Source organism: Delftia sp. Lp-1 (assembly GCF_020523835.1).
Taxonomy (GTDB): Bacteria; Pseudomonadota; Gammaproteobacteria; order Burkholderiales; family Burkholderiaceae_C; genus Comamonas; species Comamonas acidovorans.
Map to the genome: position 1 here is coordinate 3,470,976 of NZ_JAJALJ010000001.1, position 24,165 is coordinate 3,495,140.

Annotated in this window: 24 protein-coding genes; 13 read left to right on the forward strand and 11 right to left on the reverse strand. The window is 68.3% G+C overall.

Features of this window, described 5'->3' with window-relative positions; all coding sequences use genetic code 11:
- Positions 1–103: 103 nt before the first annotated feature.
- The 6 genes from LGR64_RS15610 to LGR64_RS15640 are packed head-to-tail and all read left to right on the forward strand — an operon-like array spanning position 104 to position 6,912.
- Positions 104–937: a GspH/FimT family pseudopilin gene (locus LGR64_RS15610; RefSeq protein ID WP_230356006.1), complete on the forward strand. Its 834-nt coding sequence runs from the start codon at positions 104–106 to the stop codon at positions 935–937.
- Positions 938–956: 19 nt separating this feature from the next.
- Positions 957–1,445, forward strand: a complete 489-nt coding sequence (pilV, locus tag LGR64_RS15615; protein ID WP_051940613.1) for a type IV pilus modification protein PilV — start codon at positions 957–959, stop codon at positions 1,443–1,445.
- Positions 1,442–2,542 carry a PilW family protein gene (locus LGR64_RS15620; RefSeq protein WP_230356008.1) on the forward strand — a complete coding sequence of 367 codons (1,101 nt, stop codon included), beginning with the start codon at positions 1,442–1,444 and terminating at the stop codon, positions 2,540–2,542. The genes pilV and LGR64_RS15620 overlap by 4 nt, the downstream gene beginning before the upstream one ends.
- A 2-nt stretch (positions 2,543–2,544) precedes the next feature.
- Entirely contained in the window at positions 2,545–3,102 is a 558-nt protein-coding gene (locus LGR64_RS15625; RefSeq protein ID WP_062794134.1) for a pilus assembly PilX family protein, read from the forward strand.
- Between the two features lie 10 nt (positions 3,103–3,112).
- Positions 3,113–6,463, forward strand: coding sequence for a PilC/PilY family type IV pilus protein (locus tag LGR64_RS28565; RefSeq protein ID WP_268868956.1), 3,351 nt, complete (start codon positions 3,113–3,115; stop codon positions 6,461–6,463).
- A gap of 2 nt (positions 6,464–6,465) precedes the next feature.
- Complete coding sequence (locus LGR64_RS15640) at positions 6,466–6,912, forward strand: type IV pilin protein (protein ID WP_328511975.1); 447 nt, start codon at positions 6,466–6,468, stop codon at positions 6,910–6,912.
- Positions 6,913–6,942: 30 nt separating this feature from the next.
- Here the strand turns inward: LGR64_RS15640 and LGR64_RS15645 are convergent, their stop codons facing one another.
- Positions 6,943–7,482 carry a DUF2721 domain-containing protein gene (locus LGR64_RS15645; protein WP_051941074.1) on the reverse strand — a complete coding sequence of 180 codons (540 nt, stop codon included), beginning with the start codon at positions 7,480–7,482 and terminating at the stop codon, positions 6,943–6,945.
- Between the two features lie 116 nt (positions 7,483–7,598).
- Positions 7,599–8,588, reverse strand: coding sequence for a LysR family transcriptional regulator (locus LGR64_RS15650; RefSeq protein ID WP_012204682.1), 990 nt, complete (start codon positions 8,586–8,588; stop codon positions 7,599–7,601).
- Between the two features lie 191 nt (positions 8,589–8,779).
- On the opposite strand from LGR64_RS15650, the gene LGR64_RS15655 reads away from it, so the two are divergent.
- The 3 genes from LGR64_RS15655 to LGR64_RS15665 all read left to right on the forward strand — a co-directional run bounded on the left by LGR64_RS15655 (position 8,780) and on the right by LGR64_RS15665 (position 11,565).
- The gene (locus tag LGR64_RS15655) at positions 8,780–9,808 is read left to right on the forward strand and encodes a tripartite tricarboxylate transporter substrate binding protein BugE (protein ID WP_230356010.1); all 1,029 of its coding nucleotides are present in this window, start codon (positions 8,780–8,782) and stop codon (positions 9,806–9,808) included.
- Complete coding sequence (locus tag LGR64_RS15660; RefSeq protein WP_230356012.1) at positions 9,805–11,232, forward strand: M20 family metallopeptidase; 1,428 nt, start codon at positions 9,805–9,807, stop codon at positions 11,230–11,232. The genes LGR64_RS15655 and LGR64_RS15660 overlap by 4 nt, the downstream gene beginning before the upstream one ends.
- A gap of 198 nt (positions 11,233–11,430) precedes the next feature.
- Entirely contained in the window at positions 11,431–11,565 is a 135-nt protein-coding gene (locus tag LGR64_RS15665; RefSeq protein WP_012204679.1) for a DUF3149 domain-containing protein, read from the forward strand.
- Between the two features lie 55 nt (positions 11,566–11,620).
- On the opposite strand, the gene LGR64_RS15670 is transcribed toward LGR64_RS15665, so the two are convergent.
- The 4 genes from LGR64_RS15670 to LGR64_RS15685 all read right to left on the reverse strand — a co-directional run bounded on the left by LGR64_RS15670 (position 11,621) and on the right by LGR64_RS15685 (position 15,744).
- Complete coding sequence (locus LGR64_RS15670) at positions 11,621–11,878, reverse strand: SlyX family protein (protein WP_013803183.1); 258 nt, start codon at positions 11,876–11,878, stop codon at positions 11,621–11,623.
- Positions 11,875–13,071: an aminotransferase-like domain-containing protein gene (locus LGR64_RS15675; RefSeq protein WP_230356014.1), complete on the reverse strand. Its 1,197-nt coding sequence runs from the start codon at positions 13,069–13,071 to the stop codon at positions 11,875–11,877. Before LGR64_RS15675 ends, LGR64_RS15670 begins: the two co-directional genes overlap by 4 nt.
- A 139-nt stretch (positions 13,072–13,210) precedes the next feature.
- Positions 13,211–14,197 (reverse strand): Bug family tripartite tricarboxylate transporter substrate binding protein, encoded by a 987-nt coding sequence (locus tag LGR64_RS15680; protein ID WP_065346291.1) that lies wholly within the window; start codon positions 14,195–14,197, stop codon positions 13,211–13,213.
- A 59-nt stretch (positions 14,198–14,256) separates the two neighbouring features.
- Complete coding sequence (locus LGR64_RS15685; RefSeq protein ID WP_230356016.1) at positions 14,257–15,744, reverse strand: amidase; 1,488 nt, start codon at positions 15,742–15,744, stop codon at positions 14,257–14,259.
- 115 nt (positions 15,745–15,859) lie between these two features.
- Here LGR64_RS15685 and LGR64_RS15690 point away from each other — a divergent pair, with 115 nt between their 5' ends.
- Positions 15,860–16,768, forward strand: coding sequence for a LysR family transcriptional regulator (locus LGR64_RS15690; RefSeq protein WP_230356018.1), 909 nt, complete (start codon positions 15,860–15,862; stop codon positions 16,766–16,768).
- Between the two features lie 65 nt (positions 16,769–16,833).
- Here the strand turns inward: LGR64_RS15690 and LGR64_RS15695 are convergent, their stop codons facing one another.
- A complete protein-coding gene (locus LGR64_RS15695) occupies positions 16,834–17,907 on the reverse strand; it encodes a PDDEXK nuclease domain-containing protein (protein WP_230356019.1) in 1,074 nt (357 codons plus the stop codon).
- A 231-nt stretch (positions 17,908–18,138) separates the two neighbouring features.
- Between LGR64_RS15695 and nth the strand changes: the two genes are divergently transcribed.
- A complete protein-coding gene (gene nth, locus LGR64_RS15700) occupies positions 18,139–18,792 on the forward strand; it encodes an endonuclease III (RefSeq protein ID WP_013803188.1) in 654 nt (217 codons plus the stop codon).
- Positions 18,793–18,795: 3 nt separating this feature from the next.
- Here the strand turns inward: nth and LGR64_RS15705 are convergent, their stop codons facing one another.
- Positions 18,796–19,803: a Bug family tripartite tricarboxylate transporter substrate binding protein gene (locus LGR64_RS15705; protein WP_013803189.1), complete on the reverse strand. Its 1,008-nt coding sequence runs from the start codon at positions 19,801–19,803 to the stop codon at positions 18,796–18,798.
- Positions 19,804–19,850: 47 nt separating this feature from the next.
- A complete protein-coding gene (locus tag LGR64_RS15710; RefSeq protein WP_016453040.1) occupies positions 19,851–20,339 on the reverse strand; it encodes a DUF3237 domain-containing protein in 489 nt (162 codons plus the stop codon).
- Between the two features lie 105 nt (positions 20,340–20,444).
- On the opposite strand from LGR64_RS15710, the gene LGR64_RS15715 reads away from it, so the two are divergent.
- Positions 20,445–21,332, forward strand: coding sequence for a helix-turn-helix transcriptional regulator (locus LGR64_RS15715; protein ID WP_442873819.1), 888 nt, complete (start codon positions 20,445–20,447; stop codon positions 21,330–21,332).
- Positions 21,333–21,341: 9 nt separating this feature from the next.
- Here LGR64_RS15715 and LGR64_RS15720 read toward each other — a convergent pair whose 3' ends face one another.
- Positions 21,342–22,349 (reverse strand): tripartite tricarboxylate transporter substrate binding protein, encoded by a 1,008-nt coding sequence (locus LGR64_RS15720; RefSeq protein ID WP_230356021.1) that lies wholly within the window; start codon positions 22,347–22,349, stop codon positions 21,342–21,344.
- Positions 22,350–22,492: 143 nt separating this feature from the next.
- Here LGR64_RS15720 and LGR64_RS15725 point away from each other — a divergent pair, with 143 nt between their 5' ends.
- On the forward strand, positions 22,493–23,398 hold the full coding sequence (locus LGR64_RS15725) for a LysR family transcriptional regulator (RefSeq protein ID WP_026062687.1): 906 nt from the start codon (positions 22,493–22,495) through the stop codon (positions 23,396–23,398).
- On the opposite strand, the gene LGR64_RS15730 is transcribed toward LGR64_RS15725, so the two are convergent.
- On the reverse strand, positions 23,374–24,120 hold the full coding sequence (locus LGR64_RS15730) for a GNAT family N-acetyltransferase (RefSeq protein WP_199961436.1): 747 nt from the start codon (positions 24,118–24,120) through the stop codon (positions 23,374–23,376). The two genes, LGR64_RS15725 and LGR64_RS15730, sit on opposite strands and share 25 nt — an antisense overlap.
- Between the last annotated feature and the right edge of the window lie 45 nt (positions 24,121–24,165).

The window sequence follows — 24,165 nt, forward strand, 5'->3', positions numbered from 1 at the left end:
TTGAAAATCACGCTGGCAATAGACGCGCCTCGAAATACTTGCCATATCCAGGAAATCGGCATCTCCGGCAATGCCTCCATTGCCGGATATTCAGGATTCGCCTATGAACACCACAGGAATACACAGGAACGAATACACGGGACAGGCAATGCAGGAGTACTCCTTCGCTTTTCATTTGCGCATTCCATTCATTGCGCATGCGGCATGCCAGCGGCGCCGCGAAGCCGGCGGCATGCCTGCGCCGCCCGCAGGGCGCCACCAGGGCTTCACCCTGGTGGAGATCATGGTGACCCTGGCCGTGATGGTCATCCTGCTGGCCATTGCCGCCCCCAACATGAACGACATGGTGCAGGCCAGCCAGCAGGAGTCCGCACTGATGCGCCTGTCCGCGGCCCTGCGCATGGCCCAGCACGAGGCGGGACGACGCAACCAGCGCATCACCATCTGCCCTGCCAGCGCGGGCCGCAAGGCCTGCAGCGACACCGCCATCGGCAGTGGCCCCTATCAGGGGCTCCAGGATTGGTCCGGCGAGCTGATCGCCTTCAGCGACGGCAGCACCCCCCGCGTGATCGACGAGGACGATCAGGTCCTCAGGGTGTTTCCCAGCGTGCGCAGCGTGGATCTCTTCGCCTGGTATCCGACGGGCGGCCAGGGCATGAAATCGGCGGGCCACGCCGTACACGCGCTTCCGGACGGGCAGATCTGCTGGCCCACGGCCCGCCAGGGCGCACCGGGCGCCGAGCAGGTCCACCGCGTGGCCTACCCCTGCAACCCCGACGTGACCTTCACGGCCTGCCCGAGTCGCGCCCGGCACCTGCCCGCCCGCCATATCGCCATGTATGCCGGTGGCCTGCAGGACCTGGCGCCGCGCGACCCGCTGCCCCGCGCCTCTGGCAGCAGCAAGCCGCCAGCCATAGGCTGCGCCGCCAGCCTCTGAACACAAGCGAGGACTTCGCATGGACAGGAAGGATCCACACCCCGCTCCCACCCCCGCCGCAGCTGCGGCATCGCAGGCAGGCTTCACGCTGGTGGAGGTCATGGTCACCCTGGTGGTCATTTCCGCCGGCCTGCTGGGCACCCTCAAGGGGCTCTATCAGAACCTGGGCGACCTCAATGCCTCCTACCAGCGCACGGCGGCCGTGCAAAAGGCCGCCGAGATGGTGGAACGCCTGCGCGCCAACCGCCGGGGCGCACTGGCAGGCGACTTCGACGGCGGTGGCGGCACCGCGCCCAGATCCTGCAGCGACCCTGGCGAAGGCGGCGACGACAAGGCCCATGCCCAGTACCGGCTGTGCCTGTGGCAAAGGGACCTGGGCAACGCCCTGGCCCAGGGCCAGGGCAGCGTCAAGACTGCCGAAGGCAAGACCCTCATCACCGTGACCTGGAGCCATCCCCGCAGCGGGGATGGAAACCCCGAAGAACACAGCATCGAGGTCATCCCATGAGAGATCGGCTGGCATCCCGTGGCCCGCAGCAAGGCCCGCAACAGGGCCTGACCCTGGTGGAACTCATGGTGGCGGTGGTCATCGCCCTGTTTCTCCTGGCCGCCTTGGCGGGACTGTATGTGAACGCAAGAGGCCTGCTGCGCCATGAAAATGCACTGGCGCGCATGCAAAGCGATGCACGCCTGAGCTTTGGCGTGATGGGCCAGGCGGTGCGCAATGCGGGCTTCACGGGCTGCAGCACGGCCTTGAGCAAGGTTCCCCCCTTCATCGCCGAGCCCCTGAGGCTCGGGCGCCACTGGAATCTGCTGGACCCCATAGGCATCCGGCGCGGACAGGCACAGGATGGTTGGACCAGTTTCGCGGAAGATGTCCCTGCCCAGGCCAGCGCCCGGTCGGACGTGCTCAGGACCGCGGGTACGGGCACGCACAAGAGCAGCCAGCAACTGAGCGACAACGATGTGGTCGTCGCGACCGATTGCTCGCAGACCTACATTTCCCGCCGGGCGCTCCTGGATACCTGCATCAAGCCCCCGCCCGGATCGGGAATTTCCGGCTTCTCCCCGGACCGGGGCGCCTGCGGCCTGACGCCCCTCAAGCGCGATGCACGCGTGCTGCCCGCAGTCAATGACCTGTTCTTCATCGGGCGGCTCAAGGACGGCAGCGCCACCGGCCTCATCCACTGCTCCAGCAGCCTGATCGATCCCAAGCCCGAGCAAGGCAAAGCCAATAACCTGAGCTGCCGCATGCTGGCCGAAGGGGCCGTGGATCTCAAGATCGAGGCCATACACGGCCAGCCCTCGGCCGCCGTGCAGCAAAAGGCTCCCGGCAACAGCGTATGGAACAACACCGGCTCCGGCCTGGCCGGCAGAGCGACGACGCCGGGCCCGACTCCGCCGCCACCGCCTCCTGCCGTGCGCGCCGTGGAAGTGCGCCTTCTCATGGCCTCCGCGCCTGGCATGGGTGCGCTGCTGCACGCACCCCAGAGCTACACCTTCTATCGCGACAGCAACGGCGCTCCCCAGCGCACCACCGCAGCCGATCGGCGGCTGTACCGTGAATTCAGCGCGGTCTTCACGCTGCGAAACCGGGTGGAATGAGCATGGCAAGGACACGGACACAAACACGGACACAGGGCGGCCTGGCGCTCATCACCACCATGATCATCATGATGGCCCTGGTGATGCTGTCGCTGGCCGCCATGAACATGGGCCTGCTGCAGGGCCGGTCCACGGGCAACCGCAACGACTGGCACATCGCCTTCCAGGCCGCCGAGGCCGCGCTGCGCGACGGAGAGCAGGACATCACCACCCGCAACCCGGCCCTGGAGGCCTTTGACGATGCCTGCACAGCGGGCCTGTGCCTGCCCAGGGAAGACGGCAGCTCGTGGTCCGAGGCGCTCATTGCCCAGGACACGCTGGGCGTGGCGCTGGGCACGCACACCGGGCAGACCGCCCCCGGCCCCCAGGGAGCACCGACACCGCGCTACCTCATCGAGCGGCTGGAGACCCCTGCTCAAAGCGTGGTCGTGCAGGGCTATGGCGCCGACCAGGGCCGCCCTCCCGTCTTTCGCGTGACGGCCATCGGCATGGGAGCGGCCCGGCGCGCCGATGGCAGTCCGGCCTCGCGGGTGGTGCTGCAAAGCATGTACATCAATTGAAGGAAAGACCATGCGCAAACTCCCTCTGCAAAAGCCCAGCACCCCCCTCTTGCCGGCGGCAGTGGCGATGCTGCTGCTCGCCTGCATGGTCGGCCCCCGCGCGCAGCAGCCGGCGCGCCCCGTGCCTCTGAACATCTCACAGGTGCCCCTGATGGCCACGCAGAACGCCACGCCCAACGTGCTGCTCATCATGGACAACTCCAACAGCATGGACGAGGCACCCAACGGCTGGGCCGTGGGCAGCGACAGTGCGAACAGCAAGTCCGAAATCGCCCGCACCGCGGCCCGCACCATCATTGAACGCCACCAGGGGCGCATGAACTTGGGCCTGATGGCCTACCAGCAGAACGACCGCGTTGACATCACCAGCCTGGGCAACTCGCTGTACGACGTCAGCTACAACCCCAGGCACTGGAACCGGGACTGGGAAGGCTCGCGCGCCAGCCCCGACAACAAGCGCTTCCGCCTCCCCAACCCCAACGACCCTGGGCGCTTCATCCACTTCAACGTGGCCTTGCCGATGTACGGCCTCGGCAACACGGCCGCCCACTGCTTTTCCGCCACAGCCAACGCCGCGGCCACGCCCGCCAATCCCGACGGCTTCCGCACAACCGAGACACCCGATGGCACCTGGGACCGCTATGCCTGCTTCCGCAGCAAGATAGGTACCGACAATGTCACCGGTGCCAACGACACCGACATTGCGGGCTATGGCGACTTCTGGTTCGAGGGACCTTTCGAGGCCACCGACTCCGACTTCGCCCAGGGCATCTTCGACTTCGGCAGGCAGATGTTCCTCACGCCCATAGGCTCGGCCTGGTTCAGCAACGGGTGGCGCAACAATGACGGTTCCCGCCGCTTTCCAGGCCGCGGCTTCCTGCACCAGCCCATCCGGCCGCTGGACGGCGCCCACAGGGCCGCGCTGGATCGCAAGCTGGCCACCTCGCAGTTTGTGGTCAACGGGCCGACCAATCCCGCCCTGCCCCTGCAGAACGCGGGCAGTACGCCGCTGGAGGGCACGCTGCTGACGGCGCTCGACTACTTCCAGGGCGAGGGGGGCAGTTGGCGCGATGCGGCAGAGGGCTATGTGCCCGCCTGCTATCCGCTGCCCCAGTCCTGCGGCCGCAACTTTTTGGTGCTGCTCACCGACGGCCTGCCCTCGACCCGGCCCGACGGCACCATCATCCAGGACATGGCGGCCGGCCTGCGCCAGACGGCAGAGGCCGCGCGGCGCCTCAGGCAAGAGGCCAACGTGGAGACCTTCGTCATCGGATTCGCCCTGCCCTTCGGCACCAATCCCGAGCAATTGAACGAGGTGGCCGCCGCCGGGGGCACGGAGCGCGCCTTCGCGGCCAACGACCCCGCGACCCTCGATACCGCCCTGCAGGCGATCTTCGCCGACATCGCCGCCCGCTCCTCCAGCGTGGCCGCCGTGGCGGCCAACTCCACCAACGTGTCCAGCAGCACCAGGATCTACCAGGCCCGCTTCGATCCCCGCGACTGGAGCGGCACGCTGTCAGCGCACAGCATCACTGGCACTACGGTGGCCGAACAGGCGCAGTGGGAGGCACGCATTCCTGCGACACGCCGCATCCTCAGCTACCGGCCCGACACGCGCCAAGGCGTGGCCTTTGCCTGGGATGAATTGAACCCCGAGCAGCAAAGGCAGATCGGAGCGCCCGACGTGCTGGCCTACCTGCGGGGCAGCCAGGCGCAGGAAGCGCCCCGTGGACCCCTGCGCAGGCGCACCAGCCTGCTGGGCGACATCGTCAACTCGGCCCCGGTGTATGTGGGCGCGCCCGAGATGCCCTACACCGAGGCCTCCTACCGCGAATTCCGCAAGGCACGGGCCGATCGCCGCAAGATGGTCTACGTGGGAGCCAACGACGGCATGCTGCATGCTTTCGACGCGGACACGGGGCAGGAGCTCTTTGCCTATGTCCCCTCGACCGTGATCGCCCACCTGCGCCAGCTGTCCGATCCGAACTACCGCCACCGCTTCTACGTGGACGGCTCGCCCATGGTGGCCGATGCCTTCATCGGCGGCCGGTGGCGCACCATCCTCGTGGGGGGTCTGGGCGCAGGGGGCCAGGGCGTGTACGCGCTGGACATCACCGATCCCGATGCGATCACCGAAGCCGCCGCCAAGGACGTCGTGCTGTGGGAGTTCGGCGACCGCGACCGGCGCGCACCGGGCAGCAACCGACCGGCCGGTTTCGATATGGACATGGGCTTCAGCTTCGCGCAGCCTTCCATCGCCAGGACACGGGCAGGCTGGATGGCCCTGTTCGGCAACGGCTACAACAATGTGGAGGCGGACGGCGCGGCCAGCACCAGCGGCAATGCCGTGCTGTACGCCATCAACCTGGAGACCGGCGCGCTGCACAGGAAATGGGACACTCGCCGAGGCGTGCAAGACAGCACGCGCAGGTGGCCCAATGGCCTGAGCACGCCGGCTGCCGTGGACCTGGATGACGACGGGCTGGTGGACCGCGTCTATGCGGGAGACCTGCAGGGCAACATGTGGCGCTTCGACCTCATGGCCGCGAGCGAGGACGGGGACGGGATCGTTCCGTCGGTCAACGGCACTCCTGCACCGATGACCACCCCCTGGGGCGGCAGCTTCCACGGGCAGCCCATCACCACGCGGCCCGAGGCCAAGATCAGCCACGGCACGCTGCAATCGCACGTGCAGCTGCTGTACGGCACGGGCAAGAGCTTCGAGGTCGGCGACCATGACGCTGCGGCCCCGGCCTCCGCATCCCAGTACTTCTTCAGCCTGCTGGACGAGGGCGCCGGGGGCTCCTCCGCAAGCCACAGCGTGCTGAAGGTCACCAGTGTCGACGCCGGCGCCGCCAACGGCGATGGCCGCACCACGCAGATGTCCCTGCGGCTGATCTCCGACGGCCGCCCCGGCAACAGGAACTGGATCATGCCCCTGGCCGACGCGGGCGAGCGCTTGATCACCCATCCCATGCTGCGCCGCGACCGCATCATCTTCACCACGGCCGTGCCCAGCACGCAGATGTGTACGGCAGGCGGCCATAGCTGGCTGATGGAACTCTCGCTGGACGGCCAGGGCGCGGAGAAGTATGCCGACGGCCTGTTCGACATCAACGGCGACGGTACGGTGGACGGCAGCGACCGCTACGGCGACAACGACCGCGCCACCGGGGGCGCGCGGCTGGAGGGCATCAGCTCGCAGCCCGCCATCCTGAACAACGGCAAGCAGGAAACCAAGGTCATGAACAGCACCGCAGGCCTGCAGTCGCTGGCCGAAAGCAAGGGGCCGCTGAGCAACAGGCGCATTTCCTGGCGCGAGGACACCCCGGCCGACATCCATCCACTGGGCCTGGACTGACCATGGGCATGCAGAACAACCCGTTGCCGACGCCCGGCCGCCGCCGGGCGGCACGCGGCTTCACCCTGATCGAGCTGATGGTGGTGGTGGCCGTGATCGGCATCCTGTCGGCCATCGCCTATCCCAGCTATGCCGAATACCTGCGCAAGTCCCGCCGCACCGATGGCAGGCGCGCCTTGCTGGAGGCCGCAGGCGCCATGGAGAAGTACTTTTCCGCCAACCTGACCTACGAGGGTGCGACGCTGGGGGGCACCGGCGTCTATGCCAGCCGATCTCCCGACGGTTTCTACACACTGTCGCTGAGCCCTGACCCCACCGCATCGAGCTACACCCTCATTGCCTCGCCGCTGCGAAGCCAGCTCAGCGACAAATGCCATACCTTCACCTACGACCACCTGGGCGTGGGCGGGGTCCGCAAGGGCACCCTGCCTGCGCGCGATTGCTGGTAGCAGCCGCGCAGCGTGGCCCGGCAGCCGCGCTCAGGGTTCGCTGCCCGGCCCAGGGCTCGGGGCCGGCGCCCCGGGCCCGGCAGGCTCGGGCCGCTGTATGGTGCGCACGGCCGCACGCACGCGGGTCAGGGTGTGGAAGTCCAGCAGGCTGGTGGCCATGATGGTTTCCCAGAGAAAGCAGGCCAGGGCCGAGAGAAACATCAGCACGCCGAACAGAAAGCCCAGCACCGCATAGCCATGGCCGTTGATGCCGTAGGCCTCGCCCAGGAACAGCAGGGCAATGGTCAGGCCGATGCAAAAGCCGCAGACGGTCAGCAGCCCTATGCAGACATTGGCCAGCCGGCCGCGCTTGCGCAGAAAGTGCAGTTCCGTGAGGCTGCGCGCGATGAAGTCCTCTTCCTGCGGGTTGCGCAGCAGTTCTTCCAGCTTGCGCGCGCGGTCGATGATGCGGGCCAGCCGCCCGGCCACGGCGCCGATCATGCCGGCCACGGCCGTCAGGAAGAACACCGGCGCCAGCGCCAGCTGGATGCTGTGGGTGACGGTATCGGCGTCTAGCGACCAATTGATCATGCGGTCCTCTGCGTGCTTTCTGTTGTCTGGTGCGGCCATGCTGCCGTGTTTTCGCGCGGACAGTATTGTGGCCGCAAGCGGGGGCGGCAAGAGACCATGTCGCCAGCTTTTGGCATTCAGCGGGCCGGTGGCGCTGGCAGCATCTGCCGGCACAGCGACAGCATCTCGGTCAGCAGGGCGGGCGCCTGGTCGCGCCGGCAGACCACGCCCAGGGGCGCCAACCTGCCCGTCAGCCGCACATCGAGCCGGCATACGCGCGCATGGGTCTGCAGGCCCGGCGCAATGCTCAGGGGCACCAGGGCCACGGCGCCGGGCTGGCTCAACAGGCCCTCCAGTATCGGCAGGGAAACGGTGGAGACGGGAAACCAGGGCGCATCGGGCAGCGCCTGGAGCACCTCGGCCTCGAAAATCCCGCGCACGGCGATGTTGGCCGTGGGCAGCACCCAGCGCGCGCCGGTCAAGGCCTGCAGCGGCACGTCACGGCGCCCGGCCAGTGCATGCGAGCGTGCGGCCACCACCACGGCCGTGTCGGCCAGCAGCGGCTCGAAGGCGAAGGGGCCGGGCAGCAGCGCCGGCTCGCGGCAGAACACCGCATCCAGCCCGCCGCCCAGCAGCTGGGACAGCAGCCGGGTGCTGGCGTCTTCGTGCACATCGACATGCACCTCGGGGTGCTCGGCATAAAAACGCGCCAGCAGGGGCGAAAGAATGGCCAGGGCTGCCGCCGGAATGGCGCCCAGGCGCAGCGCGGCCGCCGCGCCCCGGCGAATGGCGGCCAGCGATTCCGCCACCTCCTCCAGTGCGGCCAGCACGCCGCGCACCGTGTCCACCAGGGTCTGGCCGGCCAGCGTGGGGCGTATGCCGCGCGCATGCCGCTCGAACAGGCGGATGTCCAGCACGCGCTCCATCTCGGCCAGCGCCTGGGTGGCGGCCGACTGGCTCATGTGCAGCGTGGCGGCGGCCTGCACCACCGAGCCGCATTGCTGCAGCGCCACCAGCAGCTGCAGCTGGCGCAGGCGCACATGCTTGGTCAGGCGCGAATACAGCAGCCGCCCCTGGGGCGTGGCCGCATCGTCCAGGCCGTCGCGGTCATCGAAGTCATTGCTCATGGGAGTCTCAGTGTTTTCCCCAGGCAGGCCCTGGCGCGCCACAGGCGGCGCAGGGCAAGCTATCGGAACGGCTTATAGCTTGGCACAAATACCGTGGCCCACGCGGGCGGCAGTATTTCTATAGTCGCCTGCATCGGGAGCCGGCGCGGCCCAGGCCTGCGGCTCCTTCCCCCGTAGATGGAACCCATGCCATGCAAGCCAAACCCCTCTTTCAACTGCCGCGGCGCACCCTGCTCTCGCTGGGCACGTCCGGTCTTGCCGCCGTGTTGTGCGGCCTCACCCTGGCCCACACGGCCTCCACGGCCCATGCGGCCGACGCCTATCCGAACAAGCCGGTCAAGCTCATCGTGCCCTTTGCAGCAGGCGGCTCCACCGACATCGTTGCGCGCGTGATCGCAGAGGGCCTGCGCAGCACGCTGGGCCAGCCCGTGGTGGTGGACAACAAGGCCGGCGCTGGCGGCCTGATCGGCACCGAAAGCATGGCCCAAGCCGCGCCTGACGGCTACACCATCGGCATGGCCACGGTGAGCACGGCCACCATCAATCCCTCGCTGTACACGCGCGCCGCCAAGCTGGAAGGCAGGCTTTTGCCGGTGGCCAATCTGGTAACCATGCCGTCGGTCTACATGGTCCACCCCAAGATGGGCGTCAAGGATTTCCCGGGCTTTCTGGCCAAGCTGCGCGCCCAGCCCGGCGCCTACAGCGCGGGCGTGCCGGGCCTGGGCACGCTGGGCCATCTGATGGTGGCGTCCTTCAACGAGACCATGAAGACCCAGGTGCAGATCGTGCCCTACCGCGGCAACGGGCCGGCGCTCAACGATGCGCTGGCCGGCATGGTGCAGGTGATGACCGACCAGCTGCCTTCGGCCATGCCCCAGATCAAGGGCGGCAAGCTCATCCCCGTGGCGCTGTCGGGCGACAGCCGCTCGCCCGACCTGCCCGATGTGCCCACCTTCAAGGAGCTGGGCTACGCGCAGCTCAACGAACTGGGCATCAGCTGGTTCGGGCTGGTCGTGCCGGCCGGCACGCCACCGGCCATCGTCCGGCAGTTGCAGGATGCGTCGGTGAAGGCCGTGCGCCTGCCCGAGGTGCAAAAGCACCTGAAGCTGCTGGGCGCCTCGGTCACCGAGATGGACCAGGCCCGCTTCCCCGCCCAGATCGCCAGCGAACTGCAGCGCAACAAGGCGCTGCTGGACAAGGCAGGAGTGAAGCCGGAATGAGCGCAGTCGAGCATCTCCAGGACTTCTTCCAGCAGCAGTCCCCGCGCATGGCGGCCCTGGCCGACAGCATCTGGTCTCTGGCCGAACTGCGCTATGCAGAAACCGCTTCTGCCCGGCTGCACATCGATGCGCTGGAGCAGGCCGGGTTTCGCATCACGCGCGGCGTGGCCGGCATTCCCACGGCCTTCCTGGCCGAATGGGGCGACGAGGGCCCGGTGCTGGCCTTCCTGGGCGAGTACGACGCGCTGTCGGGCCTGAACCAGCAAAGCGGCGCCCTGGTCTGCACGCCTTCCACCGACAGCCCGGGCCTGGCAGGCCACGGCTGCGGCCACCATCTGCTGGGCACCTCGGCGCATTTCGCGGCCGTTGCGCTGCAGGAGCACCTGCGCCGCAGCGGTGCCAAGGCACGCGTGCGCTACTACGGCTGCCCGGCCGAGGAAGGCGGATCGGGCAAGACCTTCATGGCGCGCGCCGGGGTCTTCGACGATGTGGACGCGGCGCTGACCTGGCACCCGGCAAGCTTCACCGGCGTGTTCAGCCAGAGCACGCTGGCCAACATCCAGGCGAAATTCATCTTCCACGGCAAGGCCGCGCATGCCGCGCATTCCCCGCACCTGGGCCGCAGCGCGCTCGACGCCGTGGAGCTGATGAACGTGGGCGTGAACTACCTGCGCGAGCACATGCCCACCGATGCGCGGGTGCACTACGCCATCACCGACTCGGGCGGCCTGTCGCCCAACGTGGTCCAGGCGCGCGCCGAGGTGCTCTACCTGGTGCGGGCCGCGCGCAACCACGAGGCAGCAGCGCTGTATGAGCGCGTGCAGAACGTGGCACGCGGCGCCGCGCTGATGACGGACTGCCGGCTGGAGATCGTCTTTGACAAGGCCTGCTCCAACCTGCTGCAGAACCGCACGCTGAACCAGGTGATGTATGCGCAGATGCAGGCCCTGGGCCCGCTGCACGTGGACCCCGGCCTGCATCGCCTGGCCGGAGACTTCCAGGCCACGCTGGACAGCAACGACGTGGACCAGGTCAGCCGCCCGCTGGCCAGCGTGCTGCGCGGCAAGGTGCCGGCGGTGTTCGAAGGCCTGGCGCCCTACGATCCTGCCGTGGAGGACACCCTGTTCGGCTCCACCGACGTGGCCGATGTGAGCTGGATCACGCCCACCGTCCAGGCCTGGGTGGCCTGCTACGCCTTCGGCACGCCGCTGCACTCCTGGCAAATGGTCTCGCAAGGCCAGTCCGGCCTGGCCCACGCAGGCATGGTGCGCGCCGCCCAGGTGCTGGCGGCCACGGCCATCGCCTTGCTGGAGCAGCCCGAACGCATTGCCCAGGCCAAGACGGAGCTGCTTGAGCGCCGGGGCGGCAGACCCTATGCGTGCCCGATTCCTGCGGAGGTGCCCTTGCCGTTCATGCGGGGGTGATGGGCCTAGCTCGCCCTGGATGATGGACTACTACCCCATGCCCAGTTCCCGGGCTTGCCCGGGCTTGCCCCTTTGCGCTGCCGCAAACCCACCCCGCCGCCGCGTTGACCCATCACAAGCCCTCCGCGCCAAGCCACGGCGATAGTTGGATCGGGACCCCACCGATACCAACAAACCACAGGAGGACTTGTGAAGCTGATGATTGATCTTTTTTCCACCGACTACGGCCTGATGAGCCTGGGCGCCATCGTCTTCATGCTGATCATGGCGGGCTTTTTCCTGCGCCTGTTCCTGGGCAAGATGAAGCACGTGGCCAACAAGCCGCTTGAATGAAGAAATGCCCAGGCAGGGGCTGGCCTGGGCATTCGCACGCAGCAGCCCTGCGCACTCAATAGTGCGGGGGCAGCTCGTCGCGCAGATTGGTCGCGCCGCCGGCGGGTCCGCCTTCGGGCACCCGGCGGCGCAGGTCGCGCAGCTCGTCAAGCAGCCGGTCGATCTGCTGCTGCTGGCGGTAGATGGTCAGGTTCAGCTGCTCCAGCAGGTCTTCGGTGTAGCTGGCCTTGATCTCCAGCTCCATCACGCGCGCCTGCAGGGCATCGGCGTCTGCGTGCCCGCCGCCATGTTCTGCGTCGTCAGCCACGCTCATGCCTTGAGCGCCTGGGCCAGGCGGGCGATGCCTTCGCGGATCTTGTCCTCGTCAGCCGTGGCAAACGAGAGGCGGAAGCTGGTGGCATCGGGGTTTTGCGCAAAGAACGGCGCACCCGGCACAAACGCCACGCCCTGGGCAATGGCCCGCTTGGCCAGCTCACCGGCATCGGCCAGCGCGCCGCCCTTGCCGGTCAGGCGTACCCACAGGAACAGGCCGCCCTGGGGCTGCAGGAATTCCACGGCATCGCCGAGGTGCTCGCGCAGCGCATCGCCCATGGCCTTGGCGCGGCGCGCGTAGACCTCGCGCACATGGGCCAGGGTGGCGGGCATGGCGCCGGACTTCAGGTACTGCGCGGCCGTGGCCTGGGCAAAGGTGCTGGTGTGGGCATCGCTGAACTGCTTGCACATCACGGCGCGGCCCAGCAGCTCGGCCGGGGCCACCAGCCAGCCAATGCGCAGGCCGGGGCTGAGCACCTTGCTCAGCGAGCCGCAGTGCGCCAGCCAGTCGCGGCTGCCGGGCACCTCGCTGGACAGCGCCAGCAGGCTGGGCGGAGGCGCTTCGCCAAAATACAGGTCGCCGTAGGGATCGTCTTCCACGACCAGGGTCTGGTACTTGACGGCCAGCTCCAGCACCTTCTTGCGGCGTTCCAGGCTCAGCATGGCGCCGCTGGGGTTGCCGAAGGTGGGGATCAGGTAGACCAGCTTGGGGCGGTGCTCGGCAATGAGCTTTTCCAGCGCATCGACCTGGGCGCCTTCGGCATCGATGGGCGCGCTGATGACTTCGGCGCCGTACAGGCGGAAGCACTGGATGGTGGCCAGGAAGGTCGGGCCTTCGACGATGACCTTGTCGCCGGGGTTGATCATGGTCTTGCCCAGCAGGTCCAGCGCCTGCTGGCTGCCCGTGGTCACCACCAGTTGCTCGGGGGCCAGCTCGCGCACGCCCTTGCCGGCCATGAAGGCGGCGATCTGCTCGCGCAGCGGCTGGTAGCCCTCGGTCGCACCGTACTGCAGCGCGGCGCCCGGCTCCTGCTGCAGCGCGGCCTGGGAGGCGGCGCTGATGCCGGCCACGTCGAACATGGCGCTGTCCGGGAAACCACCCGCAAAGCTGATGATGCCGGGCTTGCCCAGCAGCTTGAACAGCTCGCGGATGGCGGAGGTTTCTACGTTGTTCAGACGGTCGGCGAATTGCATGGGCAGGAGTCTCTTTGTCGGTGCAATGAAAAGGCGAAGCCTGCATTGTCGCCAATCCTGCCGCAGCTTTCCTGCACGATTAGAAGCCCCCTGAGTCGATTCGCGCCCTGCCCCCCTCTCTCCCGGAAAGCAGCTGCGTTCAATCCACCTTGATGTCGGCTCTGGCGGCCACGGCGCGCATTTGCGGCAGTTCGCGCTCTATGCGCTCCTGCAGCGCGCTGGCCGGACCCCATGCGGGCGACAGGCCGATGTCCACCAGCTTCTTCTTCATGGCCGGCTCGGCCATGGCGTCGGCCAGCGCCTTCTCCAGCTTCTTCTGGATGGGTGCGGGCAGGCCCGCCGGGGCGAGGAAGGCAAACCAGGTGTCCATGGCAAAGCCCGGGTAGCCGCTTTCGGCCACGGTGGGCACCTGGGGCAGCAGGGCCAGGCGCTGGGGGCCCAGGGCTGCGATGGGACGGATCTTGCCGGCCTTGATCAGCGGCGTGGTGGCCACCACCGTGTCCACGGCCACCTGCACCTGGCCGCCCATCAGCGCGGTGAGGCTGGGCGAGCTGCCATTGAAGGGCACATGCACCATGCGCATGCCCGTGGCGGTCTTGAGCATTTCGCCGCCGAAGTGCACCGAGGATCCCGTGCCGAAGGAACCGTAGGACAGCTTGTCGGGGTCGGCCTTGGCCAGGGCCACGAGTTCGGGCAGCGTGCGTGCAGGCGTTTCGTTATGGGCCACCAGCACCAGGCCCATGTCGGCCACCAGCCCCAGCGGCGTGAAGCTGCGCAGCGGGTCATAGGGCAGCGGGTTGCGGATGGCGGGGTTGAGCGTCAGCGTGGTGCTGGCGCCCAGCAGCAGCGTGTAGCCGTCGGGCGGCGCCTTGGCCACCAGTGCGCCAGCCACCACCGTGCCTGCACCGGGGCGGTTTTCCACGACCACGGGCTGGCCCAGCCGTTCACCCAGCGAAGTGGCCAGCAGCCGGCCCAGGATGTCGGTGGCGCCGCCCGGCGCAAACGGCACGACCAGCTTGATCGGACGATCCGGGTAGGACTGGGGCTGGGCTTTGGCTGCGGGCAGCGCAAGTGCCGTGGCACCGGCCATCAGACACGACAGAAAACGGGAACGGGACAAGGCCATGGCGCGGATCTCCTGGGGGACGAGGGAACGGGAACCTGGGAAAAATCGATGCGGCGGTTTCAGTCGAGCAGCGGGCTGCGCACGCGCGAGAAGCCGCCGGCCTGGTCATAGGCATGGCCGATCTGCAGCACGGCCAGATCGGCCTGCGCCGGGCCGATGATCTGCAGCCCGGCAGGCAGCCCCTGCGGCCCGAAGCCTGCGGGCGCGGCCAGGGCCGGCAAGCCGGCCATGGTGGCGGGCACCACGGTCTGCATCCAGCGGTGGTAGGTGTCCATCTCGCGGCCGCCCACGGCATGCGGCCAGTCCAGCGCCGCATCGAACGGGAAGACCTGGGCGCAGGGCAGCACCAGAAAGTCGTAGCTGTCGAACAGGCGGCGCAGGGCTTCGTACCAGGCCGAGCGCACACGCGCCGCGTCATAGACCGCCATGGCCGGCAGCGCCAGGCCGCGCTCGATTTCCCAGAGGGCCTCGGGCTTGAGCAGGGCATGCGTGACCGGGTCGCGGTACAGGGCGGCGTTGGCACCGGCCACGCTGAAGCTGCGCAGGTCGATCCAGGCGCGCCACAGGCGTTCGAAGTCGAAGGCCGGCACGGCCTCTTCCACCGTGCAGCCGATGGTCTTGAAATGCTGCAGCGCCGCGCGGCAGGTCTCCAGCAGGCCGGGCTCGGTGGGCAGGTGCCCGCCCAGGTCCCCCAGCCAGCCGATGCGCAGGCCCTTGCAGTCGCGCTGTAGCTGGGCGGTCCAGTCCTTGGGCGGCTCGCTGCGGCGGGTCAGCGGCAGGCGTGCATCAAAGCCTGCCTGCACGGACAGCAGCAGGGCCAGGTCGGGAATGTCCCGCGCCATGGGGCCGGCCACGCTGAACTGCTGGAAGAACACCTCTTCCGAAGGGCCATGCGGCACGCAGCCCACCGAGGTGCGCAATCCATAGACATGGTTGAAGGCGGCCGGCGTGCGCAGCGAGCCCATCATGTCCGAGCCATCGGCCACGGGCAGCATGCGCAGCGCCACGGCCACGCCGGCCCCGCCGCTGCTGCCGCCAGCGGAGCGCGAAGGATCGAAGGCATTGCGCGTGGTCCCGTAGACCGGGTTGTAGGTATGGCCGCCCAGGCCGAACTCGGGCGAATTGCTGCGCGCCACAAACAGCGCACCGCCTGCGCGCATGCGCTCGAACACCACGCAATCGGTCTGCGAGACCTGGCCCGCGAAGATGGGCGATCCCTTGGTCGTCACCATGCCGGCCGCCGGCATGATGTCCTTGGGTGCCTGGGGAAAACCGTGCAGCGGCCCCAGGCTCTGGCCGCGCGCCAGCAGCGTGTCCAGCTCGCGGGAGCGGCCGCGCAGCCAGTCGCGGTCCAGCGGAGATACCAGCGCGTTGACCACAGGGTTGAGGCGGTCGATCTGTGCGCAATAGGCATCCAGCACCTCCACGCAGGACAGATCGCGGCCCTGGATGGCCTTGGACAGCGCGACGGCCGACATCTCCACGACGCTGCCACCCCCGGTGGCCAGATCCGGCTGCTGCGTTGCGGTGCTTGCGTTTGACTCCATGGATTTCCTCGTTTTTGTGACAGAACGAAGTCAGCATAAGCAGGCGAAATTATTTCGACAATCGCCTTTTTCTTGGCTTATCGTTGCGTTTTTTGCAAACCACGAGCAGGCCACCATGCTTTCCAACCGCCTACAGGACACGGCCCTGCGCTACTTTCTCGAAGTGGTGCGCAGCGGCTCGGTCAGCGAAGCCGCCACGCGGCTCAATGTCTCGCCCTCGGCCGTGAGCCGCCAGGTCGCCGGACTGGAAGAGATGCTGGGCGTGCCGCTGTTCGAGCGCCGCCCGCGCGGCATGGCGCCCAGCCCGGCAGGCGAACTGCTGGCCGCCCACGCGCGCCGCGGTGCGCTGGAGGCCGACCGTGTGGTCTCCGACATCGAGGCCCTGCAGGGCCTGCGCCGGGGCGTGGTGCGCGTGTGCAGCTCGGGCGGCTTTGCCATCGAATTCCTGCCACGCGCCATGGCGCTTTTCCGCGAACAGTACCCGGGCATGCAGTTCCACCTGCGCGTGGAAGCCCCTGCCGCCGTGACCCAGGCCGTGCTGGGCGGCAAGGCCGATGTGGGCCTGACCTACAGCCGCGCGGCGGCACGTGACATCGAGGTCTGGCACCGCCAGGTCTCGCCCGTGGTCGCCATCATGCGGCCCGACCATGCGCTGGCCCGGCATGCCAGCATCACCCTGGCCCAGATGCATCCCCATGCGATTGCCCTGCCCGAGGACGCCAACACCGCGCGCCAGCTGTTCGACATCGCCTGCAGCCACCGCCGCCTGGTGTTCGAGCCCGCCCTGGTCAGCGGCCAGTTCGAGACCCTGGTGCACTTCGTGCTGCACGGCGGCGGCCTGTCGCTGGGCGGTGAGGTCACCATGCGCGAGCGCGTGCGACGAGGCGAGCTGCATGCGGCGCCCATCCGCGAGCGCGGCATGAATGCGCGCGCCATCGAGCTGCAGACGCTGTCCGGACGCACCCTGTCCAAGGGCGTGCGGGCCTTTGTGGAGCACCTGCGGGAACTGCTGCCGCCTGGGTAGGAGGAAGAGGAGAAGGGAACGAAGGAAGAAGAAGGGGAACGGGTCTCAAGCGCAGCGGCAGGCGCTCAGGCCGGCCCGCCTTCCAGCTGGCGCTGCGCCCAATGCCACTGCGCCCGGCGCGTGGCCTGCCGCAGCCGCTGTGCCAGCGTCTGGCGCTCAGGCAGGCCGGGCAGGTACTCGGCCATCTGCACGCCGCGCAGTCCCAGCTCCAGCAGCTCGATCTGCTCGGAGCTGTTGCCCGTGCACAGCACCATGCCCATCGGCGTGTTCTCGCCCTGCTCATGCTCATGCCGGTCCAGCCAGCGCAGGTATTGCTCCATCTGCTCCTTGTCCTCGGCCGTGAATTCGCCCACCTTCAGCTCCACCGCCACCAGCCGCCGCAGCTTGCGGTTGTAGAACAGCAGATCGAGGTGGAAGTCCTGCTCATCCATATGCATGTGCATTTGCCGCGCCACCAGGGTGAAGCCCGTGCCCGACCGCAGCAGGAAGGCCTCCATCTCGCGGATGATGGCGGCCTGCAGGTCGCCCTCCTGCCAGGCATCGTGCAGCCCCAGAAAGTCGAAGATGTAGGGATCGCGCATGAACAGCGCCGGCGACATGCGCTCGGTGCTGCGCGGCGTGACCGGCTCCTGCGCGATCAGCGCCTCGGCATCGCAGGGCAGCGCCAGGCGTTCATAGAGCTGGGAGTCGATACGGCTGCGCAGCGTGCGTGCGCTCCAGCGCTCGAGGCTCGCCATGCTGGCGTAGTACTCGCGCTGCACTGGGTCCTTGATCGCAATCAGCACAATGAAATGCGCCCAGCTCAATTTCCGGGTCGGCGAGATGACCAGGGGCTGGTCGGGAAACGCAGTGGAGAACTGCCTCATGCGCCACAGGTTCTTCTCCGAGAAGCTGCTGCCATAGTCCTGGACCAGATGCCCGGCCAGCACCGGCAGGACCTCATCGCTGCAGCCTGCCTGCCGCACCTCAGATTCATGGCCATGGATGTGCTGGCCGATGTGCCAGTACAGCAGGGTGAGTTCACTGTTGACGTTGGCTGCCACGCGAAGCCGCGCGGCCTCGATCAGGTCCCGCACATTGCCCAGCAGGGCCTGTGACGATGCGAGCGCGGGAGAAGCGGATATCTTGCGAGTGGCCATGTGGTCGCCCCCCTCCTGGTGGCGTGATGTCTGGATGTCTGGTGTCGGTGGAATCGATCCGGCCGACTATTGCGATGCGGCCTTGGCCAGTCAACGCCACATCTGCATAACCAGACGATCTGACCCTGGCAGACATGAAAAATCAGAACATTCCTAGACCCTGTTACGCACTTTCAAATACCCGCGCTTGCATGACAATGCACGCCACATCGATGGATACGCGCCCCCACAATGAAAACCACCAGCATCGAACCCTTCTTCGCCACGCTCAAGGCCGCCAATCCCTCGCCCCAGACCGAGCTGGAATACACCAACGTCTTCGAGCTGCTGTCTGCCGTGCTGCTCTCGGCCCAGGCCACGGACGTGGGCGTGAACAAGGCCACGCGCAAGCTGTTTCCCGTGGCCAATACGCCCCAGGCCATCCTGGACCTGGGACTTGAAGGGCTGGAGGGATACATCAAGACCATCGGCCTGTACCGCAGCAAGGCCAAACACCTGATGCAGACCTGCCAGATCCTGGTCGAGCGCCACGGCGGCCAGGTGCCGCGCACGCGTGAGGAACTGGAAGCCCTGCCCGGCGTGGGCCGCAAGACGGCCAACGTGGTGCTCAACGTGGCCTTTGGCGAGCCCACCATGGCCGTGGACACGCACATCTTCCGCGTGGGCAACCGCACGGGCCTGGCACCGGGCAAGACGCCGCTGGCCGTGGAGATGCAACTCATGAAGCGCGTGCCCCCGGCCTATGCCGTGGACTCGCACCACTGGCTCATCCTGCTGGGCCGCTACGTCTGCCAGGCCCGCAAGCCACGCTGCTGGGAATGCGTGGTGGCGTCGTACTGCGACTACTCGCCCAAGACGCCTGCGCCGGCTGCGGGCAAGCGCTGAGCTTCAATCGGCCTTGAAGCCCGTGGCCGCCACGGCCTTGCCCCAGGTGACCGTGTCGGCGCGCATGATGCGGGCGAGCTCGTCGCCCGTGGTGCCCGTCACGCGGAAACCGGCTTCTTCCAGCCGGCTGCGGCTGTCGGGCTGCTGCAGGGCGCGCACGATGTCGGCCTGCAGCCTGGCCACGATCTCGGGCGGTGTCTTGGCGGGCGCGACCACGCCGAACCAGGAATTGAACTCCAGCGACGGATAGCCCTGCTCCCGGATGGTGGGCAGCTCGGGCATGGACTGGGTGCGCGTGGCGCCCGTGCTGCCCAGGGCCGTGAGCTTGCCGGCCTTGACCTGGGGCGCGGCCAGGGCCGCCGTGGCGAAGACGGCCTGCACGTCGCCGCTGAACAGGCCGCCCAGGGCATCGTTGGTGTTCTTGTAGTGCACGGGCTCGGGCTTGAGCTGCACGGCATTGCCGAACATGAAGGCGCCGAAATGGCCGGGCGTGCCGGCGCCGAAGGTGGCGATGAACAGCTCCTTGCGCTGGCGCGCCCAGGCCACGAAATCGGGCACATTGCGGGCCGGCACTTTCTGCGGATTGACCAGCAGCACGAAGTCGGAGGTGACGACCTGGCTGACGGGCACAAAGTCCTTTTGCGGGTCGTAGGGCAGGCGCTGGTAGGTGTTGGGCGCAATGCTGAGCTGGCCGGTCTCGCCCAGCATCAGCGTGTAGCCGTCAGGCACGGCGCGTGCCGCCTCGCTGGCGGCGATGAGGCCGCCAGCGCCCGGCTTGTTGTCCACGACCACGCCCAGGTTGCCCCATTGCTCGGAGAGTTTCTGCGCGAGCAGGCGCGCCACGATGTCCGGCCCGGTTCCCGCAGGAAAGCCGACGAGCAGGCGCACAGGCTTGCTCGGAAAGGCCGGCTGGGCGCCGACCACGGTCCAGGGAGCCAGCCCGGTGGCCAGCACGGCGGCAAGTGCGCAGGCCACGGCGGTGCGGCGCGACTTCGATGCCTGGTTTTTCATGTGTCTTGTCTCCTGCATTGTGGGTATCGAGAGAGGAAAGGCGCGGCTCAGAGCAGTTCGTGAAAGCGCATCTGCACGCGATCGGGATGGCGCGCGCCGGTGCCGAAGAACAGGCGCTCGTTGATCCAGGCCAGCGCACGGCTGGCCGTCTCCATGCGGGGCGCGCAGCGGAAATAGATGTGCGCGGGGTCCACGGGCTCGCCGCGCGCCAGCTTTGCCATGTGCGCCGGGTCGCCGCTGCGCAGCGCCTGGTTGCAGACATAGATCAGGTCGCCGGCATCGGTCTCCAGTACATAGCGCGCATCGAGCTCGGCCAGCCCGCCGTGCACGATGCGCTGGAAGTCCGCGCCTCCGGGCAGCACGCGCGCGCTCCAGCCGTCGCCCCGGGCCGTACCGCCCAGGATGGGGATCAGTCGGCGCCCGCCGTGCGCCGTGGCACCGACCTCCTGCGGCGGGCCTACCTGCACACTCAGGTCGGCGAAGAATCGAAAGCGCGGATCGGGCAAGGCCGCAAGCTGCGGCACGTCATCTGGCATGGTTCTGGGGCTCCGGTGGATGGAATCGGACCTAGCATAAGCACCATTGCCCGGGCCGGCCGTCATCCCGGAAGATGACAACGCCCTGCCCTCCCCTGCCTTCCCTTGAGACACTGGACCGCCCCCTCCGACACCCCTGACGCCAGCGCCCTGGGCGCCCATGCGTCCTGCCATGCGTCCGGCCACGCGCCCAGCCACGCCATCGGCCACATGGTCGCCAGCCTGGGCGAGCCCGGCTTCGCCCGGCAGGTGCTGGAGGCCATGAACCCGCTGCTGCCCGCCGCCTCCTGGTCGGTCTATCGCACGGGCCCGCGCAGCCGGCCGCAGCTGTTCCTGTCGGCCAGCAGCGAGGCGCGCGACACCACGCGCGACTGCTGGTGGGCCTATCTCTCGGGTCCTTATCTGCGCGACAGCACCTGGAACCACGGCGACGCCGGCCCGGCACGCAGCACGGCGCTGTGCCACATCACGGCCCAGGAGGTGGAAGGCGAGCACCGCGCCCTGGTCTACGACGCGCACGGCATGGCCGAGCGCGTGTCCATCGTCGAGCATCAGGACGACGGCGGTGTGTTTGCCGTCAATTTCTATCGCCACCAGCACCAAAGGGCACTGGGCGATGCGCAGATCGACCGCTTCGGGAGCATGGCGCCCGTGCTGCTGGCCCTGGCGCACAAGCACATCGCGCTGACGCAGGCGCAGCCCGCCGTGGTAACGGCCTTGGCCTCGGCCCCGGCCACCCCACCCAGCCAGCCCCGGCAGCGGCAGACACTGCCGGCCCTGCGCATGCGCCTGCTGCAGGCACAGCCCGACCTGACGCCGCGCGAACTCGATGTCTGCGCCCGGCTGCTGCAGGGCATGACGCATGAGGGCATTGCCTGCGACCTGTGCCTGAGCCTGCCCACCGTCAAGACCTACCGCAACCGCGCCTTCGCGCGGCTGGGCATCCACTTTCGCAGCGAGCTGTTCGCGCTGGCCATGGAGCCGCAGGGCTGAGGCCTTGCGTCAATCCAGCGATGCGCCGGATGCCTTGACGATGCGCGCCCACTTGGCGATGTCCTCGCGCAGCAGGGCCGCCATCTGGGCGGGTGGCACGGGCCTGTCCGCCGGCCCGGCCAGCTCCACGCCCGAGGCTTCGAGCTTGCCCCGCAGATCGCCGGCCGCCAGCGCACGCGCCATGCCGTCCTGCAACTGCGCCAGCACCGGCGCGGGCACGCCTTCAGGCGCAAACAGACCCACCCACAGCGTGCCGTTGTAGCCGGGCACGGTCTCGCCAATGGTGGGCACATCGGGCAGCAGCGGCGATCGCGTCGCGCCGCTCACGGCCAGCGCACGCAGCCGGCCGGCCTGGATATGGGGCAGCGTTGATGGCAGGCTGCCGAACAGCAGCGGCACCTGCCCGCCCAGCACATCGTTGAGCGCGGGCGCCACGCCCTTGTAGGGCACATGCTGCAGCTGGATGCCCGCCATGCTGTTGAGCATCTCGCCCAGCAGATGGTTGAGCGTGCCGTTGCCGGCCGAGGCATAGCGGAACTCGTCGGGCCGGCCCCGGGCCATGGCGATCAGCTCGGGCACGGATTTGGCCGCAAAGCCGGGATGGGCCAGCAGCACATTGGGCACGGAGCCGATCAGGCCGATGGGCCGGAAGTCCTTCACCGGATCAAAGCCCGGCTTGCGGTACAGCGCGGGGTTGATGGCCTGGCTGCTGCTGATGGTCATCAGCAGCGTATGGCCGTCGCGCGGCGCCTTGGCCACGGCCTGGGTGCCGATGTTGCCGCCCGCGCCGGGCCGGTTCTCGACCACCACGCTGGCGCCCAGCACCTCGGCCAGCTTCTGGCTCACCAGCCGGCCCACGATGTCATTGGTGCCGCCGGGCGCCTGCGGGACGATCATCACGATGGGCCGCGCGGGCCAGGCCTGGGCACGGCCCAGCACGGGCAAGGCAAGCGCGGCGGCCACCAGGCTTCGGCGGCGCAAAAGGCTCGACGGCAGGGGAAAGGAAGAATCCGGCATGGTCATGTCTCCATTTGGTCTTGTCGCAAGCCCGCATGGTTGCCCGTGCCGGGCCAGCGCACAATCGCGCATTTCCTGACCCGGCCTTCGGAATTGACAAAGCCTTGATCCAGCCCATGCCCTCTTCGCCCTTCATGCCCCTCATGCACTTCGACCTGACGGACCTGCGCCTGTTCGTGCATGCCGCCGAACTGGGCAGCCTCACGCGCGCCTCGCAAAGGCAGCACCTGTCCCTGGCCGCAGCCAGCCTGCGCATCAAGGCGCTGGAGGAGCAGGCGGGCATGCCCCTGCTGTACCGCGAGGCGCGCGGCGTGCGCCCCACGCCGGCCGGCGAAGCCTTCCTGCACCACGCGCGCGGCATGCTGCTGCAGTCCGAGCAGCTGCGCCACGACCTGCAGGAGTACGGCGCCGGCCTGCGCGGCCATGTGCGGGTGTTTGCCAACACCACGGCCGTGACCGACTTTCTTCCCGAGATCCTGCCCGCCTTTCTTGCCGACCACCCGCGCGTGAACGTGGACCTGCAGGAGCGGCCCAACGCCGAGATCGCGCGCGGTGTGCTGGACGGCCGGGCCGACCTGGGCATCGTGGCCGGCCAGGTGGATACGCTGGGCCTGCAGACCATCCACTTCAGCACCGACCGGCTGGTGCTGGCCACGCCGCGCGGCCACCGCTTTGCGCGGCGCAAGCGCATTGCGTTTGCCGAGACGCTGGACGAGGACGCCATCGGCATGCAGCAGGGCAGCACACTGCAGACATTTCTGGCAGGTGTGACCGAGCGCCTGGGCAAGCCCATGAAGCTGCGCATACAGCTGTCCAGCTTCGACGCCATGTGCCGCATGATCGGCGCCGGCGTGGGCATAGGCATCGTTCCCGAGAGCGCCGCGCGGCGCAACCGCGAAAGCATGGGGCTGGCGCTGATCGATCTGACCGACGCATGGAGCGTGCGCGAGCGCCGCATCCTCGTGCGCGACCAGGGCCGGCTGCCGCGCCATGCGCAGGCCCTGATCGAGGTGCTGCAGGCCTACTACGCCGCGCCTGCCGTCTCCTGAGCCTGCGGCGCACCCTGCTCCATCAGGCTGGACAGCGAAAGGACCTGCCCGCCGCCCGCATCGAAGTTGCCCGGCTCCAGCCAGCGCTGGTAGGCCGCGCGCAGCGCCGGCCATTCGCTGTCGATGATGGAGAACCAGGCCGTGTCGCGGCTGCGGCCCTTGTAGACCACGGCCTGGCGGAACACCCCCTCGAACCGGAAGCCCAGGCGCGCCGCTGCGGCACGCGACGGCGCATTCAGGCTGTCGCACTTCCACTCGTAGCGGCGGTAACCCAGCTCGTCGAAGGCGCGCTGCATCAGCAGGAACTGCGCCTCGGTGGCCGCACGCGTGCGCTTGAGCTGGCGCGAGTAGCAGACAAAGCCCACTTCCATCACGCCGCTGGCCGTGTCCACGCGCATCAGCGCCAGCGAGCCGATGGCACGGCCCGTGGCCAGGTCGATGACGGCATGGTGCAGCGGGTCATCGCTGGCCTGGGCGGCCTCGGCAAAGCGCAAATAGGCCTCGGCATCCGCGAACGGGCCCACCGACATGTAGGTCCAGTCGCTGGCGTCCGGCGCCTGGCTGAAGGCATCGAACAGATCGGCTGCATGGCGCGCGGCGGACAGCGGCTCCAGCCGGCAGTAGCGGCCTTGCATGGGCGTGCGGGGCGGGCGCTGGCGCGGGGTCCAGTTGGGAAGGTCGTGGCCTACGGGTTGGGAGTGGGCATTGAGTGCGGGGGGCATGGGAGATTCCTGGTCAGGTCATTTGGCAGGGCCACGATAGCGCTG

What these genes read in the sequence shown, in the direction of transcription:
- LGR64_RS15610 (WP_230356006.1), top strand. Translation starts at nt 104, where the DNA reads ATGAACACCACAGGAATACACAGGAACGAATACACGGGACAGGCAATG.
- pilV (WP_051940613.1), top strand. Translation starts at nt 957, where the DNA reads ATGGACAGGAAGGATCCACACCCCGCTCCCACCCCCGCCGCAGCTGCG.
- LGR64_RS15620 (WP_230356008.1), top strand. Translation starts at nt 1,442, where the DNA reads ATGAGAGATCGGCTGGCATCCCGTGGCCCGCAGCAAGGCCCGCAACAG.
- LGR64_RS15625 (WP_062794134.1), top strand. Translation starts at nt 2,545, where the DNA reads ATGGCAAGGACACGGACACAAACACGGACACAGGGCGGCCTGGCGCTC.
- LGR64_RS28565 (WP_268868956.1), top strand. Translation starts at nt 3,113, where the DNA reads ATGCGCAAACTCCCTCTGCAAAAGCCCAGCACCCCCCTCTTGCCGGCG.
- LGR64_RS15640 (WP_328511975.1), top strand. Translation starts at nt 6,466, where the DNA reads ATGGGCATGCAGAACAACCCGTTGCCGACGCCCGGCCGCCGCCGGGCG.
- LGR64_RS15645 (WP_051941074.1), bottom strand. Translation starts at nt 7,482, where the DNA reads ATGATCAATTGGTCGCTAGACGCCGATACCGTCACCCACAGCATCCAG.
- LGR64_RS15650 (WP_012204682.1), bottom strand. Translation starts at nt 8,588, where the DNA reads ATGAGCAATGACTTCGATGACCGCGACGGCCTGGACGATGCGGCCACG.
- LGR64_RS15655 (WP_230356010.1), top strand. Translation starts at nt 8,780, where the DNA reads ATGCAAGCCAAACCCCTCTTTCAACTGCCGCGGCGCACCCTGCTCTCG.
- LGR64_RS15660 (WP_230356012.1), top strand. Translation starts at nt 9,805, where the DNA reads ATGAGCGCAGTCGAGCATCTCCAGGACTTCTTCCAGCAGCAGTCCCCG.
- LGR64_RS15665 (WP_012204679.1), top strand. Translation starts at nt 11,431, where the DNA reads ATGATTGATCTTTTTTCCACCGACTACGGCCTGATGAGCCTGGGCGCC.
- LGR64_RS15670 (WP_013803183.1), bottom strand. Translation starts at nt 11,878, where the DNA reads ATGAGCGTGGCTGACGACGCAGAACATGGCGGCGGGCACGCAGACGCC.
- LGR64_RS15675 (WP_230356014.1), bottom strand. Translation starts at nt 13,071, where the DNA reads ATGCAATTCGCCGACCGTCTGAACAACGTAGAAACCTCCGCCATCCGC.
- LGR64_RS15680 (WP_065346291.1), bottom strand. Translation starts at nt 14,197, where the DNA reads ATGGCCTTGTCCCGTTCCCGTTTTCTGTCGTGTCTGATGGCCGGTGCC.
- LGR64_RS15685 (WP_230356016.1), bottom strand. Translation starts at nt 15,744, where the DNA reads ATGGAGTCAAACGCAAGCACCGCAACGCAGCAGCCGGATCTGGCCACC.
- LGR64_RS15690 (WP_230356018.1), top strand. Translation starts at nt 15,860, where the DNA reads ATGCTTTCCAACCGCCTACAGGACACGGCCCTGCGCTACTTTCTCGAA.
- LGR64_RS15695 (WP_230356019.1), bottom strand. Translation starts at nt 17,907, where the DNA reads ATGGCCACTCGCAAGATATCCGCTTCTCCCGCGCTCGCATCGTCACAG.
- nth (WP_013803188.1), top strand. Translation starts at nt 18,139, where the DNA reads ATGAAAACCACCAGCATCGAACCCTTCTTCGCCACGCTCAAGGCCGCC.
- LGR64_RS15705 (WP_013803189.1), bottom strand. Translation starts at nt 19,803, where the DNA reads ATGAAAAACCAGGCATCGAAGTCGCGCCGCACCGCCGTGGCCTGCGCA.
- LGR64_RS15710 (WP_016453040.1), bottom strand. Translation starts at nt 20,339, where the DNA reads ATGCCAGATGACGTGCCGCAGCTTGCGGCCTTGCCCGATCCGCGCTTT.
- LGR64_RS15720 (WP_230356021.1), bottom strand. Translation starts at nt 22,349, where the DNA reads ATGCCGGATTCTTCCTTTCCCCTGCCGTCGAGCCTTTTGCGCCGCCGA.
- LGR64_RS15725 (WP_026062687.1), top strand. Translation starts at nt 22,493, where the DNA reads ATGCACTTCGACCTGACGGACCTGCGCCTGTTCGTGCATGCCGCCGAA.
- LGR64_RS15730 (WP_199961436.1), bottom strand. Translation starts at nt 24,120, where the DNA reads ATGCCCCCCGCACTCAATGCCCACTCCCAACCCGTAGGCCACGACCTT.